The organism is Aurantimonas litoralis, from assembly GCF_026153195.1.
GTDB classification, from domain to species: Bacteria; Pseudomonadota; Alphaproteobacteria; order Rhizobiales; family Rhizobiaceae; genus Aurantimonas; species Aurantimonas coralicida.
The window spans coordinates 723,793-740,894 of sequence record NZ_JAPFBM010000001.1; the positions used below are offsets into that span (position 1 = coordinate 723,793).

General features: G+C 66.0%; 17 protein-coding genes and 1 tRNA gene. 7 read left to right on the forward strand and 11 right to left on the reverse strand.

Annotation, left to right across the window (positions count from 1 at the left end):
* Nucleotides 1-251: 251 nt before the first annotated feature.
* The gene (locus N7I30_RS03480) at nt 252-854 is read right to left on the reverse strand and encodes an endonuclease domain-containing protein (RefSeq protein WP_498636715.1); all 603 of its coding nucleotides are present in this window, start codon (nt 852-854) and stop codon (nt 252-254) included.
* Between the two features lie 312 nt (nt 855-1,166).
* On the opposite strand from N7I30_RS03480, the gene N7I30_RS03485 reads away from it, so the two are divergent.
* Complete coding sequence (locus N7I30_RS03485; RefSeq protein WP_498636717.1) at nt 1,167-2,102, forward strand: hypothetical protein; 936 nt, start codon at nt 1,167-1,169, stop codon at nt 2,100-2,102.
* Between the two features lie 13 nt (nt 2,103-2,115).
* Nucleotides 2,116-2,616, forward strand: a complete 501-nt coding sequence (locus N7I30_RS03490) for a hypothetical protein (RefSeq protein WP_498636719.1) — start codon at nt 2,116-2,118, stop codon at nt 2,614-2,616.
* 540 nt (nt 2,617-3,156) lie between these two features.
* On the opposite strand, the gene N7I30_RS03495 is transcribed toward N7I30_RS03490, so the two are convergent.
* From N7I30_RS03495 to gluQRS, 3 genes are all read right to left on the reverse strand, one after another.
* A complete protein-coding gene (locus N7I30_RS03495) occupies nt 3,157-3,345 on the reverse strand; it encodes a twin transmembrane helix small protein (protein ID WP_188075948.1) in 189 nt (62 codons plus the stop codon).
* 147 nt (nt 3,346-3,492) lie between these two features.
* Nucleotides 3,493-4,383, reverse strand: coding sequence for a DMT family transporter (locus N7I30_RS03500; protein ID WP_498636721.1), 891 nt, complete (start codon nt 4,381-4,383; stop codon nt 3,493-3,495).
* 161 nt (nt 4,384-4,544) lie between these two features.
* The gene (gluQRS, locus tag N7I30_RS03505; protein ID WP_498636723.1) at nt 4,545-5,477 is read right to left on the reverse strand and encodes a tRNA glutamyl-Q(34) synthetase GluQRS; all 933 of its coding nucleotides are present in this window, start codon (nt 5,475-5,477) and stop codon (nt 4,545-4,547) included.
* A gap of 74 nt (nt 5,478-5,551) precedes the next feature.
* Between gluQRS and N7I30_RS03510 the strand changes: the two genes are divergently transcribed.
* The 3 genes from N7I30_RS03510 (at nt 5,552) to N7I30_RS03520 (ending at nt 8,344) form a co-directional block, all read left to right on the forward strand.
* Nucleotides 5,552-6,223 (forward strand): DNA-3-methyladenine glycosylase family protein, encoded by a 672-nt coding sequence (locus N7I30_RS03510; protein ID WP_498636725.1) that lies wholly within the window; start codon nt 5,552-5,554, stop codon nt 6,221-6,223.
* Nucleotides 6,224-6,401: 178 nt separating this feature from the next.
* A complete protein-coding gene (locus N7I30_RS03515) occupies nt 6,402-6,962 on the forward strand; it encodes an HNH endonuclease (protein WP_009210766.1) in 561 nt (186 codons plus the stop codon).
* A gap of 167 nt (nt 6,963-7,129) precedes the next feature.
* Nucleotides 7,130-8,344, forward strand: a complete 1,215-nt coding sequence (locus N7I30_RS03520) for a DUF3095 domain-containing protein (RefSeq protein WP_498636727.1) — start codon at nt 7,130-7,132, stop codon at nt 8,342-8,344.
* Here the strand turns inward: N7I30_RS03520 and N7I30_RS03525 are convergent.
* The 3 genes from N7I30_RS03525 to N7I30_RS03535 are packed head-to-tail and all read right to left on the reverse strand — an operon-like array spanning nt 8,337 to nt 10,415.
* Complete coding sequence (locus N7I30_RS03525; protein ID WP_498636729.1) at nt 8,337-9,242, reverse strand: AEC family transporter; 906 nt, start codon at nt 9,240-9,242, stop codon at nt 8,337-8,339. The two genes, N7I30_RS03520 and N7I30_RS03525, sit on opposite strands and share 8 nt — an antisense overlap.
* Before the next feature lie 46 nt (nt 9,243-9,288).
* Complete coding sequence (locus N7I30_RS03530; protein ID WP_483213811.1) at nt 9,289-9,822, reverse strand: disulfide bond formation protein B; 534 nt, start codon at nt 9,820-9,822, stop codon at nt 9,289-9,291.
* An 11-nt stretch (nt 9,823-9,833) separates the two neighbouring features.
* On the reverse strand, nt 9,834-10,415 hold the full coding sequence (locus N7I30_RS03535; protein WP_024349833.1) for a YqaA family protein: 582 nt from the start codon (nt 10,413-10,415) through the stop codon (nt 9,834-9,836).
* A 155-nt stretch (nt 10,416-10,570) separates the two neighbouring features.
* On the opposite strand from N7I30_RS03535, the gene N7I30_RS03540 reads away from it, so the two are divergent.
* Both N7I30_RS03540 and N7I30_RS03545 read left to right on the forward strand, forming a co-directional pair.
* Nucleotides 10,571-10,655, forward strand: a tRNA-Leu gene (locus N7I30_RS03540).
* 26 nt (nt 10,656-10,681) lie between these two features.
* Nucleotides 10,682-12,334: an AMP-binding protein gene (locus tag N7I30_RS03545; RefSeq protein ID WP_498636732.1), complete on the forward strand. Its 1,653-nt coding sequence runs from the start codon at nt 10,682-10,684 to the stop codon at nt 12,332-12,334.
* 7 nt (nt 12,335-12,341) lie between these two features.
* Here the strand turns inward: N7I30_RS03545 and N7I30_RS03550 are convergent, their stop codons facing one another.
* From N7I30_RS03550 to N7I30_RS03565, 4 genes are all read right to left on the reverse strand, one after another.
* The gene (locus N7I30_RS03550) at nt 12,342-13,367 is read right to left on the reverse strand and encodes a GNAT family N-acetyltransferase (RefSeq protein WP_498636734.1); all 1,026 of its coding nucleotides are present in this window, start codon (nt 13,365-13,367) and stop codon (nt 12,342-12,344) included.
* Nucleotides 13,368-13,747: 380 nt separating this feature from the next.
* Entirely contained in the window at nt 13,748-14,299 is a 552-nt protein-coding gene (locus tag N7I30_RS03555; protein ID WP_483213808.1) for a DUF924 family protein, read from the reverse strand.
* Between the two features lie 136 nt (nt 14,300-14,435).
* Complete coding sequence (locus N7I30_RS03560; protein WP_498637119.1) at nt 14,436-15,602, reverse strand: CobW family GTP-binding protein; 1,167 nt, start codon at nt 15,600-15,602, stop codon at nt 14,436-14,438.
* A complete protein-coding gene (locus tag N7I30_RS03565; protein ID WP_498636736.1) occupies nt 15,599-17,038 on the reverse strand; it encodes a D-alanyl-D-alanine carboxypeptidase family protein in 1,440 nt (479 codons plus the stop codon). Before N7I30_RS03565 ends, N7I30_RS03560 begins: the two co-directional genes overlap by 4 nt.
* Nucleotides 17,039-17,102: the final 64 nt, after the last annotated feature.

Sequence of the window (17,102 nt, forward strand, 5' to 3'; positions counted from 1 at the left end):
GCAGGGGTCCAGCGCCTAGTGCTTGGATCGCCTAAGACGAACATCCTTTGCCTATGGAGCCGCGCGCATATTCTCACCAAGGCGAAACGCTGAAGCTCAATAGTTGCCCGACTCGAGGAAGGAACCACAATATCTCAATGTGACAGATTTTATGAAGGGCAACCCGAAAAGGTGCATGCAGCGCTATAAGCGACGCTGAGGAAAGACACACCACTGCTCATAGCGGCATCGTTGATCAATGATGTCACAATTCAGGTTACGTAGTCACGGCCGCCACGTGGCAGTTTCAGTCGGCGGCGAATATCCTCGACCCGTCTCACGGCCTCGGTAGGCGTGTTGAAAACGACGCTCGCCGGAATGCGCAACACCGTATAGCCCTCTGCATGAATAACTTCATCTCGCGCGGCATCTCGGGCCATGGCATCTAGGATGTCGTGCCACATAGCCCCGTCAATTTCGACCACGAGCTTGTCGTCGACGAGAAAATCTCCCCGGAACTGTCTCCATGCCGTTCCGCGCCCGAAGCGCAATTGGCCGAGCCCGATTTGGGTCCGCAGTTGGATGCCGTCTCCTGCGATGCAACCGGGGCCGGCCGTCATCCGATATGAGGAAACCATGGCGTCGAAGAATGCCTCCTCCGCAGGGGACTCGCAGCTCAAGCGCATATCCTCGACGGCAATCGGTTCATTGAGGCGGGCCCTTGTTTCCGCTTCCTGCCGCTTGCGTTCCGGCTCATCACGGATTTCGGCGTAGACCGACCAAGCGATGAGTGCGCCTACAGCGAGAAGCGGCCAGAAGAACAGCCCAAAAAGCATGAGAACAGCGGCCAGAAGACCACGCTGGATATAGGTCATGAAACTACTTTCGATGCGTTGCGGGACCGGATGTCTACAGTGAGGCCGGCCATCCGGTCTGCGCCATTCTTGTCTGATTGGGCGACGTTTTTCTCGACGAACTCGACTAGCACTTCCACACCCGGGGACGTCCGTAAGCTCCGTCAGTCCCACACGGCCACGCGTGATATGGGCAGAAGGTGTCGCCAGATGACCTTGACGATCTCGTCTCGGCCGTCACGCGGCTTCGCTAGGTATGGTTACCACCAATCGGAAGTTGTCCTCCGTAATGCAAGAGCTATGCTCCTATTGGCATACTGGGGGAGATTCGCGTTGCCGAGAGTGTCAAAGATAGTGGAGTACCGCCGCGCACGCTGGCTGCAGGCGGGAATGAACCTAGAGCAACTGGCGCGTGAGGCTTGGGGCCAGTTTGCGACTCACCGGGAAAGAACGATTAGCCAACCACAGCGGCGCGCTATTTCTGGATTGCGATCCCACGACTTCGAAGGCATGGGGTTTGCGGTACACTGCGGACGATATGTCGACGGCCAAGCGGTTGGAACAATTCCGATGACACCCGCACCAGATGCTGATCTCGGCGAGCAGCCTCCGGGCGTTGACCAGAACTTCCTGAACTCTGACTTTATGGCGATTATCAAGGACAATCATGTAATCGCCTTGAACTGCGGTCGGAACGGGGCTGCACTCCGTCTATATTTTGCCCTGCTCTTTGAGCAGGCTGGTTTCGACGAGGCTACGCGCCAGTTTGAATTGATCCGGATTGCAAGCCCGAACCGGATCGCAATGATTGAACGGGTAGGCGTGAAGAAGGTCGACCTCAACATCGGCATTGCGGAAGCCACAGCGGTTGCACTCCTCGATGACGACGGTGATGGCGTCTGGAATACCTTTAAGCGCGGCGTAAGCGGAGTTATCTCTGCAATGACGGCTCATGACGCTGACCTCACACAATTGCGGACTGCTCAACAAGGAACTGTGAGCGTCTCCATCGACGTCGGAAAAGGAGACCTTCTTGCAGCAAGAGAAGGTCTAAACCATCTCGCTGAAGACATCGCGGAGGATGAAGAGGCGGACAGCTTCGTTATTTATCTAAGGGATGGAAAAACAACTATTCGACCCGACGAAGTTGCTGTTCGCAAGGCCATAAGGCTGAATGAGGTCGCGAATTCTGTGAGCGTTTCTGAAGCCTGGGATAAGATGGTGGAGTACCTCGGAGAGCTATTTGAAAATGGGCAAGTCGAGGCCTGAGGAGTCGAGCGGAGTGGAACCACGCATCGACTGGACAAGGATCATCAAGTTGACGATCGCTGTTGTCGTATCGTCCACTGTTGGCTATTGTTTCCAGCCGACAATTGCGCATAACACAAATGCAGTTAATACCGTTGTCACGATCTTTTCGATTCTAGCTGGATTTTTGATCGCCGTAATCACATTCATCACCGAGCCTACTCTCCGGCAGGCCACGAACTGGCAGGAGCTCCAGCTCATGAAAAAAACGATCGAGCGGAAATTGTTCCGACAGAAGGCTTTGTTTTTCCTTTACCTTGCAACGCTCGGCGTCGCGCTGGTGATGTTTCTAATGCCAACAGAAATGACAGTGACATTAAAGTGGCTTCAAGGCACGTTTCTTGCGCTTGCCACCTTTGTATTTTTGGCGTCCTTTACGCTGCCGGGGTCGCTGATGCGACTTCAAATGGAGCGCTACGAAGCTGCCTTGGAAGAAAGCAAGCCCAAGGTCTTGAAGCGGGCCAGAGACGCTTAGGAACTTCGCGTACTTAAGGCTCATGTAGCGTCTGCGCGTCGAAACGTGTCTTTCGTCCCCGTTCCAAACCCCTAATTTATCCCCACCCCTCGCCCCTCCCCCATACTGCCCTGACCGCCGGCCCGCGGAACGGGCGCGAATGATCACCGGGATCGTTCGGGGGCTGGCGGGCGGCGTCCGCGACGGGGCTTCTTCCGGAGGAGCCCCGGCCCGGACGGCCCTTCGCACCGCCGGACCGTCCCCCATTACGAGGGGGCTGCGGAACGGTCCGCTTGAGCGCCTCCGGGCGTGAAGAGCCGGCAGCCACGGATCGCCCTTGCGGGTCCCGTGCCGAAGGGTTGCTCAAGACGCCGCGCGGGATGCCGGAGGCGAACCGCATGACATTAAACCGTCGAGGGGTTCGCCTCCGGCGTCCCGTTGCCTGCTCCATCCCTTCGGCCCGTCCGGGCGCGAGGCCGCGGCCGCATGCGCGCGCGTCAGCAGCGGCCGGGGCGCGTGCGCCCGACCGGGGATTGCTGCCTGGCGATGGGGCGGAAGCGGCTAGCGGGCGAGCAGCAGCACGCCGACGATGAGGATCACGGCGACGCCCTGCAGCATGACGCGGGCGCGCATCAGCCGTTGCGAGCGATTGCCGTCGCCGCCCTTCATCATGTTGAACAGGCCGGCGACGAGGACGCCGGCCGTCGCGATCATGACGGCCAGGGCGATATAGGTGAGGAAGTCGGACATGCCGGCCCTTGTGGCGGTTCGGTTTGCGTGTGTGCGGGTCTCATATAGGCATGCCGCCCGCCGAGGCGAAGGGCGGCGGCCCCGGCGATCGGTCGCAGCCTCCGGGCCGGTTGGGCCGGGCCGGTTTGGCCGGGCGCCTCGGGCGCCTCAGGCGCTCTTGGAAATCGCCCGCGCCCGCCCGCCGCGCGTGGCGGCGGCGACGCCGACGCCGGCCAGCATCAGCCCGGCCAGCTGGATCGCCGTCAGCGTCTCGCCGAACAGGAGCCAGGCCGTCACCGCCGTGACGCCCGGCACCAGATACATCAGCGAGGCGACCGAGGAGACCGCGCCCTCGCGGATCAGGAAGAGCAGCAGGAACACCGCGCCGATCGACAGGACGATGGTCAGCCAGGCCAGCGCGAAGACCAGTTCGCCCGACCATGTGACGTCCATGGTCTCGACGGTCATGGCGAGGATCAGCGTCGGCACGAAGGCGCCGAGATATTGCAGGGCGGTGCCGGTGCGAAGGTCGACGCCGCCGACGAAGCGCTTTTGCCAGACCGAACCGACCGAGATGGCGATCGCCGACAGGAACACCGGGCCCAGCGTCAGGATGCCATAGGCGCCGTCGCCGTCGAGCTTAGGCAGGATCACCAGCGCGACGCCGAGAAGGCCGAGGCCGAGGCCCATGATGTGGCGCGGCCGGACCCGTTCGCCGAGGAAGCTGGCGGCCAGGATTGTCGTCAGGATCGGCTGCAGCCCGACGATCAGCGCCGCGATGCCGGCGTTCAGCCCATGGCGGACGGCGAAGAACACGCCGCCGAGATAGACGCCGTGGATCAGGCTGCCGGCGATCATCGCGTGCATGGCCGGCCAGCGGCCCGGCCAGGGCGCCCGCATGGCGATCACCAGCGTGCCCAGGATCGCCAACGCCAGCGCATAGCGCAGGCTCAGAAAGGTGAAGGGCTCGGCATAGGGCATCGCATAGCGCGCGCCGATGAAGCCGGTCGACCACAGCAGGACGAAGACGACCGGAAAGAATGGAAGCAGCCTTTGCACGGGCGGGTCGGCCTTCTTGTCATGGGGATCGGCCACTGGTTAGCAGGGCCACGGTCGCGCCGAAAGGCGGAACCGTCAGGCGGGATGACGAAATCGGGCGACCTGTGGTGGCGCGCGGGGGTGGAAGCGGCGGGATGTCGCCGGCCGGCATCGCGGATCGGCTAGCCGGAGCGCCTGGCCGACGGGCCGACGTCATGGGCCGGCGGCGCAGCCGGCAGGCCCACCATGCGGCGAATGTCCTCGGCGCCGAGCCCGGCCTCGCGCAAGGCGCGGATCGCGGTGTCGCCGGCGCTTTTCGACAGCTTGCGGCCGTCGGGACCGAGGATCAGCTCGTGATGGTGGTAGCGCGGCACCGGCAGGCCGAGCAGCGCCTGCAAGAGCCGGTGGATGCTCGTCGCCGGAAACAGGTCGCGGCCGCGCACCACATGGGTCACGCCCTGCACCGCGTCGTCGACCACCACCGACAGATGGTAGCTCGTCGGCGTCTCCATGCGGCCGAGCACCACGTCGCCCCATTCCAGCGGCTTCGCCACGATTTCGCCGCCGCCCGCCTCGGGGGCCAAGCCGGTTTCCGCGAAGGTCAGCGTGCCCAGCGCGGCGACCGCCCTGGCCGTGTCCAGCCGCCAGGCAAAGCGCTCGCCGTCGCGCATTTTGCGCTCGCGCTGGCGGCTCGACAGGTCGCGATCGAGCGCCGGATAGAGCGGCGCCCCGTCCGGATCGCGCGGCCAGGGCGTGCCTTCGTCGTCTTCGTAGCGCTGGGCAAAGGCCCGGATCTCGCCCCGCGACATGAAGCCCGGATAGATCAGCTCGGCATCGGCCAGCGCTTCCAGCGCGGCGGCGTAGTCGGCGAAATGCTCCGACTGGCGGCGCGGCGGCGCGTCCCAGTCGACGCCGAGAAAGGCGAGGTCGTCTTCGATCTGGCGTTCATATTCGCGCGTGCAGCGGGCCTGGTCGATATCCTCGATGCGCAGCAGGAACTCACCGCCCGCTTCCCGCGCCATCCGGTGATTGACCAGCACCGAATAGGCATGGCCGAGATGCAGCTCGCCATTCGGGCTCGGGGCAAAACGGAACACGGCTGGCGCTGGCTGCATCGAATCGGCTTCCTCTCGTCTGGCGCGACTTCTACGGTCGCTTTTGGCAAGCACCATGACGGACGGGCGAGACCATGCGGCCGCAGGATGTGTCAGGCAAGGCAGGGATCATTTCCAGCGACGCCGATGTCGCGGCGGGGCTGGCCGCGCTGCTGCGCGCCGATCCGCGGCTCGGCGCCATTGCCGCGGCCGCCGGCCCCTTACCGCTGCGCCGCAATCCCGGCGGCCTGCCGGGCCTTGCCCGCATCATCGTCGCCCAGCAGGTCTCCCGCGCCAGCGCCGAGGCGATCTTCGCCCGGCTGGAGGGCGAATTCGACATCGGCGATCCGCAGGCTTTCCTGACGGCCGACGACGCGGCCTACCGCCGCGCCGGCCTGTCGCGGCCCAAGCAGCGGACGATGCGGGCCGTCGCGGAAGCGGTGCATGGCGGCGCCCTCGACTTCGCCCGGCTGGACACGGCGCCGGCCGCCGCCGCGATCGCCGAGCTGGTGGCGGTGAGCGGCATCGGCCCCTGGACGGCCGAATGCTACCTCCTCTTCTGCGCCGGCCACCCCGACATCTTCCCGTCGGGCGACCTCGCGCTGCAGGTCGCCCTCGCCGACGCCTTCGGACACGACATCCGCCCAAGCGCCCGGCAATCGGCCGAACTCGCCCGGCCCTGGGCGCCGTGGCGCTCGGTCGCAGCGCGGCTGTTCTGGGCCTATTACGCGGCGATCACCCGGCGCGAGGCGGCGCCCGCCAGCTGACGTAACGCGCTGCGGCATTTATCCACAGATCTTCCGTCGCGTCCGCCGGCAAGGGGCTGCAATGCCGGCCGATCGACGCCGCCGTCCCCTGCGTGACGAGGCTTCACAAACCCGACACGATGGCGCACGATACTCTCACCAGCTTGGTTTTTCTCGATGGGAGGTAGGAAGACTACCTGTGACGATCGCGGTTACTCAGGACTTATCCCCGACCCTCGTTCTGAACGCCGACTTCCGGCCGCTCAGCTATTATCCTCTGTCCCTCTGGTCCTGGCAGGACGCGGTGAAGGCGGTGTTTCTCGACCGGGTGACCATCCTCGCCGAATACGATCGTGCGGTGCACAGCCCGACCTATTCGATGCGCCTGCCCTCGGTCGTCTGTCTCAAGACCTACATCAAGCCGGCACGCTATCCGGCCTTCACCCGCTTCAACGTGTTCCTGCGCGACCGCTTCCAGTGCCAGTATTGCGGCTCGCCCCACGAGCTCACCTTCGACCACGTCATTCCGCGTTCGCGCGGCGGCCTGACCACCTGGGAAAACGTCGTTGCGGCCTGTTCGCCCTGTAATCTGAAAAAGGGCGGCCTGATGCCGAAAGCCGCCCGGATGTTCCCCCACCAGACACCCTTCCAGCCGAGCGTCCACGACCTGCACAACAATGGCCGGCTGTTCCCCCCGAACTTCCTGCACGAGAGCTGGCTCGACTATCTCTACTGGGATTCCGAACTCGATCCCGAATAGGCCGCTCGCCGGCGACTGCGCGCTGCCAAAGCACGGCCACCGCCCCGATCATTTGCGGCCATCCCGTCACGCGGTTTTGCGCGCGCGGTCGTGGACGGCTCTGGTCACCGCGCCCTAGATGATTGCCTGACGGGCAGCAGCCCATGGGGGACCGGCAAGGAATCGGAATGGACGCGACGGGACCAGATGACGGCGGCACAGCGTCGACCGACCTTGACTTCTACGAAGCCCTTCCCGTTTCCAGCAGCATTCTCGGCCTCGGCGATGCCAGTGCCTATCGCCCTCTCCCCGCAGACTGGGTCGTCGGCGTTGCCGATATCGTCCGCTCGACCGACGCCGTCAGTTCGGGCGGCTACAAGCGCGTGAATACGGTCGCCGCGGCGGTGATCGCGGCGGTGGCGAACGGTCTTCACGGCCGCGAATTTCCCTTCGTCTTCGGCGGCGACGGTGCCGGCTTCGCCCTGCCCGCCACACACGCCGAGATCGGCAGGGCCGCGCTCGCATCCGTCGCGGGCTGGGCGCAGAGCGCCTTCGGCCTGTCCTTGCGGGTGGCGATGGTGCCGGTCGCGACGATCCGCGGCAACGGCCACGACGTGCAGATCGCCCGCTTCGCCCCTTCGCCCGACGTGTCCTATGCGATGTTCGCCGGCGGTGGGCTCGCCTGGGCCGAGCGGCAGATGAAGGCCGGGGCATTCCGGATCGAACCGGAAGACGGGGCGACGGCCCGTCCGGACCTCGCCGGCCTGTCCTGCCGCTTTTCCGAGATTCCGGCGCGCCGGGACCTCATCCTCTCGGTGATCCTGTTGCCGAGACCGGAGGCGTCCTCCGACGCCTTCGCGGCTCTTGCCCGCGACGTCCTGCAGCTCGGCGTCGAAGAGGGGCACGACGGCAATCCCGTCCCGCCGGAAGGGCCGGAACTGCACTGGCCGCCGGCGGGGTTGCCCATCGAGGCGGAGGTGCGCAAGGCAATGACCGGGCTGCCGCTCTGGGCGTCCCGGCTCTCCGTCGGCATCCGCACGTTGCTGTCGCATCTCAGCTTCGTGACCGGCACGCGGGTCGGGGCCTTCGATCCGGTGCGCTATCGGTCGGAACTGGCGCGCAACAGCGACTTCCGCAAATTCGACGACGGTTTGCGCATGACCCTCGACTGCACCGCCGCGGTGGCGGACCGGATCGAGGCACGGCTGCGTGATGCCCGCGCGGCGGGGCTTGCGCGGACAGGAACGCATCGTCAGTCCGCAGCGCTGATGACCTGCTTCGTCCCCTCCGCAAGCCGCAGCGACCACGTCCATTTCGTCGACGGTGCGGCAGGCGGCTATGCAGCGGCGGCGGCAATGGCCGCGGCCGACATGGCAGGTTGCACCGCCGGCCCCATCAGATGAGCAGCGCCAGGACCAGCGGCAGGCTGGCGGCGGCCAGCAGGGTCTGCAACGTGACCAGCCCCGCCATCAGCGTCGCGTCGCCCTTCAGCTGGGTCGTCAGCACGTAGGACGTCGGCGCGGTCGGCAGAGCAAAGAAGATCACCAGCAGCGCGCCGTCGAGGGGCGGCAGCGCCATCAGCCGGGCGACGGCGAAGGCGAGCAGCGGCATGGCGATCAGTCGCGCCAGACTGTTGACGGTCAGGATCGTCGTCTCGGCCCGCGCGGCCTTCAACTTGAGGGCAGCCCCCACGCAGAGCAGACCGAGCGGGAGGCTGGCCGCGGCCAGAAGGCCGAGCAGTCGATCGAGACCGAAGGGCATGCCCAGCCCGAGCGCCGCCACGACCGCGCCGGCAAGGCAGGCGAGGATCAGCGGATTGCGGAGAACCGGCATGACCAGTTCGCGCGCGCTGGTATGGCGTTCGGAGGTCAGCGCAATCACCGAGAGGACGTTCACCGTCGGCACCATGACCGCGAGGAAGACGGCAGCACGGGCCAGACCGTCGGGACCATAGAGGCTCGCGACCATGGCGAGCCCGAGATAGGTATTGAACCGGGTAATGCCCTGGACGATCGGCCCGTAGCGCGCGGCGGGCCAGGCGAAGACCCGGCGCAAGGCGAGCATGACCAGCGACGCGGCGGCGAGCACCGCGAAGATCGCACCGGCCAGCTTGAGGATCGACGGATCGGCCAGCGGTGCGTTGGCGAGACTGGAAAACAGCAGCGCCGGAAACAGCACGAAGTAGTTGAGCTTCTCGGCAGCCGGCCAGAAGCCCTCGCCCGGAAAGCCGGAGCGGCGGAAGCCCAGTCCCGCCAGGATCAGGGCAAAGAGCGGCCACAGGGTGAGGAACAGCGTCGACATGCTTCGCTTTCAGGGGAGCGCCGGTCCGCCAGGCCCGGCGGATGCTTCAGGCGAAGCGATCGGCCTTGGCAACCGCGCTGCGCAGCGCAATGGCGGCAAACAGGGCTGAAGCGATGGCGTTCCAGCCGGCGAAGGACAGGCCGAGGAAGCGTCCCGCCGCTTCGTCGCAGGAGGGGGGCCGGATGGCGTCGATCGCCGACAGGAGGTCGCCGCCGCCGAGATCACCGCCGCCGACCTGCGCGCAGTCCGTCGGGCCGGGCCAGTAGCCCCATTCGACACCGGCATGGAAGACGCCGAGATACAGCGACACCAGCATGATCACGCCGATCGCCAGGAGAAGCAGCCGGGTCAGGAGCGCCGGTGCGCGGCCCGCAGCGGCCACGAAGGCGACCAGCGCCAGCGGGATCGCCACATAGTAGGGAATGCGCTGCTGCAGGCAGAGGGCACAGGGAATGTAGCCGCCGACATACTGGAACAGCAGCGCCGTACCGACCGTGATCGCGGTCCCGGCGAGGAGGAAGCCGGAAGCCAGCGTCTGTCGAAAGCCGGTCGGGCGCTGGAAGCGGTCAGTCAGTGCCATGCCATCATCCGTTACATCATATAGCGAACGGCGACGAAGCCGCCGAACAGGAGGATCATGAAGAGGGTGAAGAGCAGCCCGAGATTCTTCTCGATGAAGCCCTGGATCGGAGCGCCGAAGCGCTGCAACAGCCAGGCCACGAAGAAGAAACGGAGGCCGCGACCGACAATCGAGACGATTGTGAAGGTGACGAGGTTCAGCCCGGTGACGCCGGAGAAGATGGTCAGCACCTTGTAGGGAAACGGCGTCAGCGCGGCGAAGAGCACGGCCCAGCCGCCCCAGGCGTTGTAGCGGGCGCTGAGTTCGGCAAAGGCGTCGGCCTTGCCATAGATCTCCAGAATGGGCTGGCCGATCAGGTCGAAGAACAGGGCGCCGATGGCATAGCCGAGAAACGCGCCCAGCACCGACGCGACGGTACAGATGAGCCCGATCCGCACCCAGCTGCGTGGCCGGGCGATGACCATCGGAATCAGCAGCGCATCCGGCGGGATCGGGAAAACGGAGCTTTCGATGAAGGAGACCGCGGCCAGGCCGCGCTCGGCATGGCGGGTCGCGGCAAGCGACATGACCCAGTCATAGAGGCGGCGGAGCATGGCGGATGTCCGTGGAAGCAAAACGGGGGCTGGCCCTTTCGCCCGCATAGGACGATCGGCAGGCGAACGCAACGGACAGCGAAAGCCGATGCACGGGCCATTGACCCGAAGGGCGCCGCGGCTATAGTCCGCCAACGAACGGATCTGAACCGTTCGCCCCTGTGGCGGAATTGGTAGACGCGCGCGACTCAAAATCGCGTTCCGCAAGGAGTGCTGGTTCGATCCCGGCCAGGGGCACCAATGTTCCGGCACAGTCTCGGAACGCCATGACGACCACCGACACCCCCTACGATCTTTTGTATTCCGGGTTCCACTGGGACCTGCCGGCCAGGTTCAACATCGCCGAGGCCTGTGCCGATGCCTGGGCCCGCGATGCGCCGGATCGGATCTGCCTGATCGAGGATCGCCGTGCAGAGCCGGCGGCGACGATGAGTTATGGCGAGTTGGCGCAGCGCTCGGCGCGGCTGGCCGCAGCCTTCGCAGCGCGCGGCGTGACACGCGGTGACCGGGTGGCGATCGTCCTGCCGCAGAGCTTCGAGACGGTGATCGTCCATCTGGCCGTCTACCGCCTCGGCGCCATCGCCGTGCCGCTGGCGCTGCGTTTCGGACCCGAGGCGCTGGAGTTCCGGCTGCATGCCAGCAGCGCGAAGCTGGTGGTGATCGACACGAACGGCCTGCCGGTCCTGGAAGAGATCACCGGGGCCCTACCCGATCTCACCGACATCGTCACCGTCGGGGCGACCCGAGGCGACCTGCCCGAACTCGGCGATCTCGAACGCGCGACGGCGGGTGCGGTGCCGATCGCCGAGACCACGCCGGACGATCCGGCCATGATCATCTTCACCTCCGGCACCACCGGCTCCCCGAAGGGAGCCCTCCACGGTCACCGGGTGCTTCTCGGTCATCTGCCGGGAATGCGCTTTCACCATGAGAACATGCCGCAGGCCGGCGACCGGATGTGGACGCCCGCCGACTGGGCCTGGGCCGGCGGTCTCCTCAACGCGCTGCTCCCGTCCCTGCTGCTCGGCGTACCGGTCGTCTATTCGCGCGAACGTTTCGACCCGGCCGCGGCCTTCGCGCTGATGGCCCGGCGGAAGGTGCGCAACGCGTTCCTGCCGGCGACGGCGCTGCGGATGATGAAGGGCGCTGCAAATGCTGAGGCGCTCGCCGGGCTCGATTTGCGCACGGTCGGCTCGGCTGGCGAGACGCTGCCCGCCGACACATTCGTCTGGGCGCGTGACGTTCTCGGTGTCACCGTCAATGAGTTCTACGGCCAGACCGAGTGCAACATGGTGCTGGGATCGGCCGCCGCCTTCGGCGTCTCGCGCGCTGGGGCCATCGGCAAGCCGGTGCCCGGCCACAAGGTGGCAATCGTCGATGCCGACGGCCGGGAAGTGCCCTGTGGCGTCACCGGCACGATCGCGATTGCCGCGCCTGACCCGGTCATGTTTCTCGGCTACTGGCAAAACCCGAAGGCGACGAGCGAGAAATTTCGCGGAGACTGGCTCCTGACCGGCGATCAGGGACAGATGGACGCGGACGGCTATGTCGAATTCGTCGGGCGCGACGATGACATCATCACCTCTGCCGGCTACCGGATCGGACCGGGAGAGGTGGAGAATTGCCTGCTCGCCCATCCGGCCGTCCACATGGCGGCCGTCGTGGGCAAGCCAGATCCGCTGCGCACCGAGATCGTGAAGGCCTACATTGTCCCCGCTGCCGGCCACGCGCCCGGCGAGGATCTTGCCCGCGCAATCCAGCTCCATGTGCGCGAGCGTCTGTCGGCGCACGAATATCCGCGCGAAATCACCTTCGTCGAGGCCATGCCGCTGACGACAAGTGGCAAGATCGTGCGGCGCGAATTCCGCGATCGTGCCGCGCGCGAGGCGCAGGACGCGGCGAAGGCGAGCGCAGCCTGAAGCCCGGTCAGCGGAAGGACAGCATCCCCTGCACGCGCTGGCGCATAATGCGCGCGAGATTGCGCGAGCGGCGCATGGAGGCCAGCCCCCGGGCAACCTTGTCGACGCGCGCCCCGGTCTCCGGGGTCAAGCCAACGACGATCGTGCCCACCGCAATGCGATCGGGCCAGAAGCGGTTCATCACGAAATGGTCGGGGACAGTGCAGGAATCGGCACGCTCGACGGCGGGATCGGCGAGCAATGCCCGCGTCGCGGCGGCGACGATCTGCTGGCCCGGAGACGTAGCGGCAAAAGCCTCGTCATAAGCGGTCTTCCAGGTGTAGGCCTGTCCGCGATCGACGAGCACGACGAGGCTCGCCACGGGGCGACTGCCTGTTTTCAACGTATAGATCCTGACCCGGTCGTCCTGTGCGAGCGCGTTGATCGCCTCGCGGGCGAAGGCGGACCGGTAGCGGTCGATGATCAGCGCGGTCCGCGCGCGGCCCTTCCATCCGCTTGCCTCGAGCGAGAAGAAATCCTCCAGCGCCAGCCGCACGTCGTCGGGTTGCCGGGCGGTCTCCAGCGACACCGGGCCGGTTGCCGACAGATGACGGGTCTGGCGGGCGAGTTCCCGGCGGCGGCGGCCGGACAGCGGACTTGGCCGAACGGTATCGGCGCTCTTGATCAGCGCTGCGCGGGACACACGGTTGGCGACGGCCGTCGGCAGACCGGCTTTCGCGGCGGCGGCGAGCAGCGTCGTGGCCATCGGTCCGTCGATACGCACGTCCGGAATGACGAGCACGTCGGGCAGGCCGAGTTCGGGGGCGGTCAGGGTGGACAGGAAATTCGACAGCGTGCCGGCAGGATCGTCGCCGTCCACCGGCAGCGTTCCCAGGGGACCGAAGGGATGCGTCCAGGCACGGATCGTCGCGACGCCACCAATAAAGGCCGACCGCTCGACCGAGAAAGGCATCAGCAGGCGAAGCCGGCTGCGGCTGCCCTTCTCGTCGCGCACGACCATGAGACGCACTTTGCGGTCGTCGAGCCGCGGCATGGCCGGTGCGAGAAACTGCGGGTCGAAGAATACGTTGGGTTCGATCGCGCGCCGCGACAGATGGGCCAGTTCGTCGATCAGGCCGAAAACCGCATTCGGAGCATAGATCGACAGATGGCGCGAGACGCGGCCGAACGGAACCGTCAGATCGAGCTCGGGGGTCGCATTCACCGGGCCCTCGTGCAGCGGCACGACCGAGGCCATCGGCGGGAGTCCGCCGATGAGATCACTCATCGAGGGTTTGGCTACCATGGGTCACCTTCAGCAGCCCCTGCCTGATCCGCTGGCCACGCATCATGCGTAGTCGGCTACAAAGTAGCGGGAGGGGCTTAACAAGGCATATGCCGAGGACTTTAAAAAAGTACGGACTTCACCCAGAATCAGCCGGAAAATCCTCCGGAGGCAAGAAACTCGAGCTCTTCGGGGGTGGATTGGCGCCCCAGGACGGCATTTCGGTGCGGAAATCGGCCGAAACGCGCGATGATGTCCCGATGCTCGGCAGCGGCCTTGCGGTTGCCCGCCCCCCCGATGGTCTCCATCCACTCCACGCAGGCTTCCTGATCCGCAAGATTCTCCGAATGCATCAGCGGCATTGCGAGGAACGCGTTCAGATCCTCTCCCACGATCCTGTCGTCGCCGCGTGCAAGCGCCGTTCGGGCAATCGCCAGCGCCTTGGCATCAGTGGCGAAGGCCTGCGGTGAATTGCGGAAGATGTTGCGCGGAAACTGGTCCAGCAGAATGACCAGCGCCAAAGCCCCAGTCGGCTCTTCGATCCAGGCATCGCGGTCGCCCGCTGCCGCCTGCTCGTAGATATCGCCAAAACGCTGCCGGATCGTCGCATCGAAGGCATCGCTCTTGGCGAACCACCGCTCAGGCCCGGCGTCTCGCCAGAAATCGACGATGATCTGGGGATCGATCGCATACTCGCTCATGTCGGACCTTTATCGCGGGGACGGAGTTTCAGGCACGGCCACCAGATAGGATCGCGGCCACCGCGAAAGAAGATCGAACCGGTTTGGCTTCGCTGCACAGCCGCCCCCGCTGCAAGGTGACCGGTGACCGAGCCGCTCAGGGAAAGCTGTAGCCCGGCACCGCGAGCGGGTTGTCTTCCAATGCCGTGCGGTCGGGCGCGTCGATGCGCGCGCCGCCGGTGAAGGCGGCGAAGAGATCGCGGACATAAGTCTCGGGCAACGCATCACCGATGAGCACGATGCGCGTCTCACGGCGGGTCCCCTGCGGCCAGGCGGCAAGCTGCGCCGGGGGATGCTGGTACTCGCGAACACCATGCAGGACGACGGGGCGATCCGGGGCTTCGCGCAGATGGACGATTGCCTTCATCCGAAGGATATGCTCGCCCTGCGTGGCGCGCAGCAGGTCGAGAAACGCCTCGACCGCTTCCCAGGCGACGGGGTTTGCTTCGACCAGCGAAAACGACCGGACGCTGCCATGGTGATGGCTGTCGCCCGCATGGTGGCCTGGGCCATGGTGATCATGACTTGGGTGGTGCGCATGGTCCGCGTGCCCGCCGTCGCAATTCGCGGCCTCCAACCGGGCTCCGGCATCGTCTGCGAGCCCCAGCCAGCGCCGGGCATCCACCACGCCGGTGGCCGGATCGTAGAGGCCGCAATGCAGAAGCCGGTCGGCCAACGGCAGGCCATCGCCGGCCTCGACCAGTCCGGCTCCGGAATTCAGCCCCCGCACGGCCGCATCGAGTGCGGACCGTGCGCCCTGGTCGGCAAGGTCGGCCTTGGTGACGACGACGCGGTCGGCGATGGCGACCTGCCGGCGCGCTTCACTGCGCTCGGCAAGATTGCGGCTTCCGGCAAGGCAATCCACCACTGCGATCACGCCATCGAGAACGTAAGCCTCAAGGAGCGCCGGCTGCGCCATCAGCGACGCCAGGATCGGTGCCGGGTCCGCAAGCCCCGTCGTCTCGACGATCACCCGCTCGAGAGGCGGCTCGCCGCCGGACCGGGGGCGCTCCGCCAGTTCGATGAGGGTCTCGACGAGTTCGCCGCGCACGCTGCAGCACAGGCAACCGTCCGACAGTTCGATCACACCATCGCTCGCCGCGGTCTCGATCAGAAGCTGGTCGATGCCCGCCTCGCCGAATTCGTTGACCACGACGGCCGTGTTCGTGACCGCCGGCTCGGAAAGCAGGCGGTTGAGCAGCGTCGTCTTGCCGGAACCGAGGAAGCCGGTGAGGACGGTGAGGCGGATGGGGGTGCGGGTCAGTTTGCCGGCCGTTCTGCAGTGCTCGGCACCGGCGCCGTCGTCGCCTTGCGCAGATCGCCAGCGTCGTCGCGCCGGATGGCGAGCCGTGAGGTCTTGCCGTCTCGATCGATCCCCAGATCAGTGCTCGGCCCGTCGACATCACCCGAGCCGGTGGCTTCGACGACCACTTCCTTTTCGTCCGTCTCGACCGCCTCCCCGGAGGGTGCCGCCGGCACGGGCGCATCGGTCGGTGCCGGCACTTGCGGCGTCGCATCGACTTCGGCGGCCGGCGCCGGCGTATAGTCGGGGCGTGGGGTCGGCAGGGGAATGCCATAGGCGGAGATGATCGAGATGCCGGGTTCTGCGATCGCGTTACCGGCGGCGCCGCCGAGACTGACCCGGAAGACCACCGGCGAGCGGTCGAGATCACGCAGGTAGGGCGAGCCGAAGGTCTCCTCGCGGTCGCGTTCCTCCACGCGCTCGTTGGCCCGCGCCGTGCGGCCTTCCGCCGAGCAGATGTAATCGGAGACATCCAGCGGCTCGGTGCTGGATGCGACCGGCAACTCGTCCACCCGAATGTCGACGGAGGCGGGATCGGTTGCAAAGCCCGCCTCGAGGATTTCGGCCGACAACCGCTCGCGCGGAATGGTGCCGTTCGCGCCGATCACCACGGCCACGAGCGTGCGGCCGTTGCGGGTCGCAGACGACACGAGATTAAAGCCCGAGGCACAGATGTAGCCAGTCTTCATGCCATCGGCGCCGTCGAAGCGGCCAAGCAACTTGTTGCCGTTCTTCAGGATCGCCGTGCCGTTGGAGATCGCCTCCGTGCCGAAATAATCGGCGAAGGCCGGAAATTCGCGGCGGATCGCAACACCCAGAATGGCGAGATCCTTGGCGGAGGTGTGTTGTCCTTCCCCCGGCAGGCCGTTGGCGTTGATGAAACGGGTGTCCTGCATGCCGAGTTGGGCGGCGGCATCGTTCATCATCGTGACGAACTCTTCCATCGATCCACCGACCGTCTCGCCGATGGCATAGGCAATGTCGTTGGCCGACTTCACGAGCATCATCCGCAGAGCGAAGTCCAGACGGATCACCGAGCCCGGCTTGAACCCCATCTTGCTGGGAGCTTCAGCAGCGGAGCGGCGCGTGACGATCACCGGCGAGTCGAGCGACAGCCGGGATTCGCGAAGCGCCTTCAGGGCCAGATAGGCCGTCATCAGCTTCGTTGTCGAAGCCGGATAGCGCCGTTCGGACGCATGCTGCTGCGACAGGACCTTGCCCGTCGCCACGTCCACGACGATCGAGGCCATCGGCGGCGCCGTATCCGTCGCGGCTGCGTCGACCTTCGCTGCCTGGGCCCGTGCGGCGTCGCCGGCCAGGGGCACGACAGCGAGAACAAGCGCCAGAAGGCAAACGAGGGGAAAAACGGGAAATGGTCGGGACGCGCGCGTCTTCACGCTGGATTCCTTCATTGATTGCGGTCAGGCTGCCGTTTTTCGTCGATCCGATAAAGCAGACGGG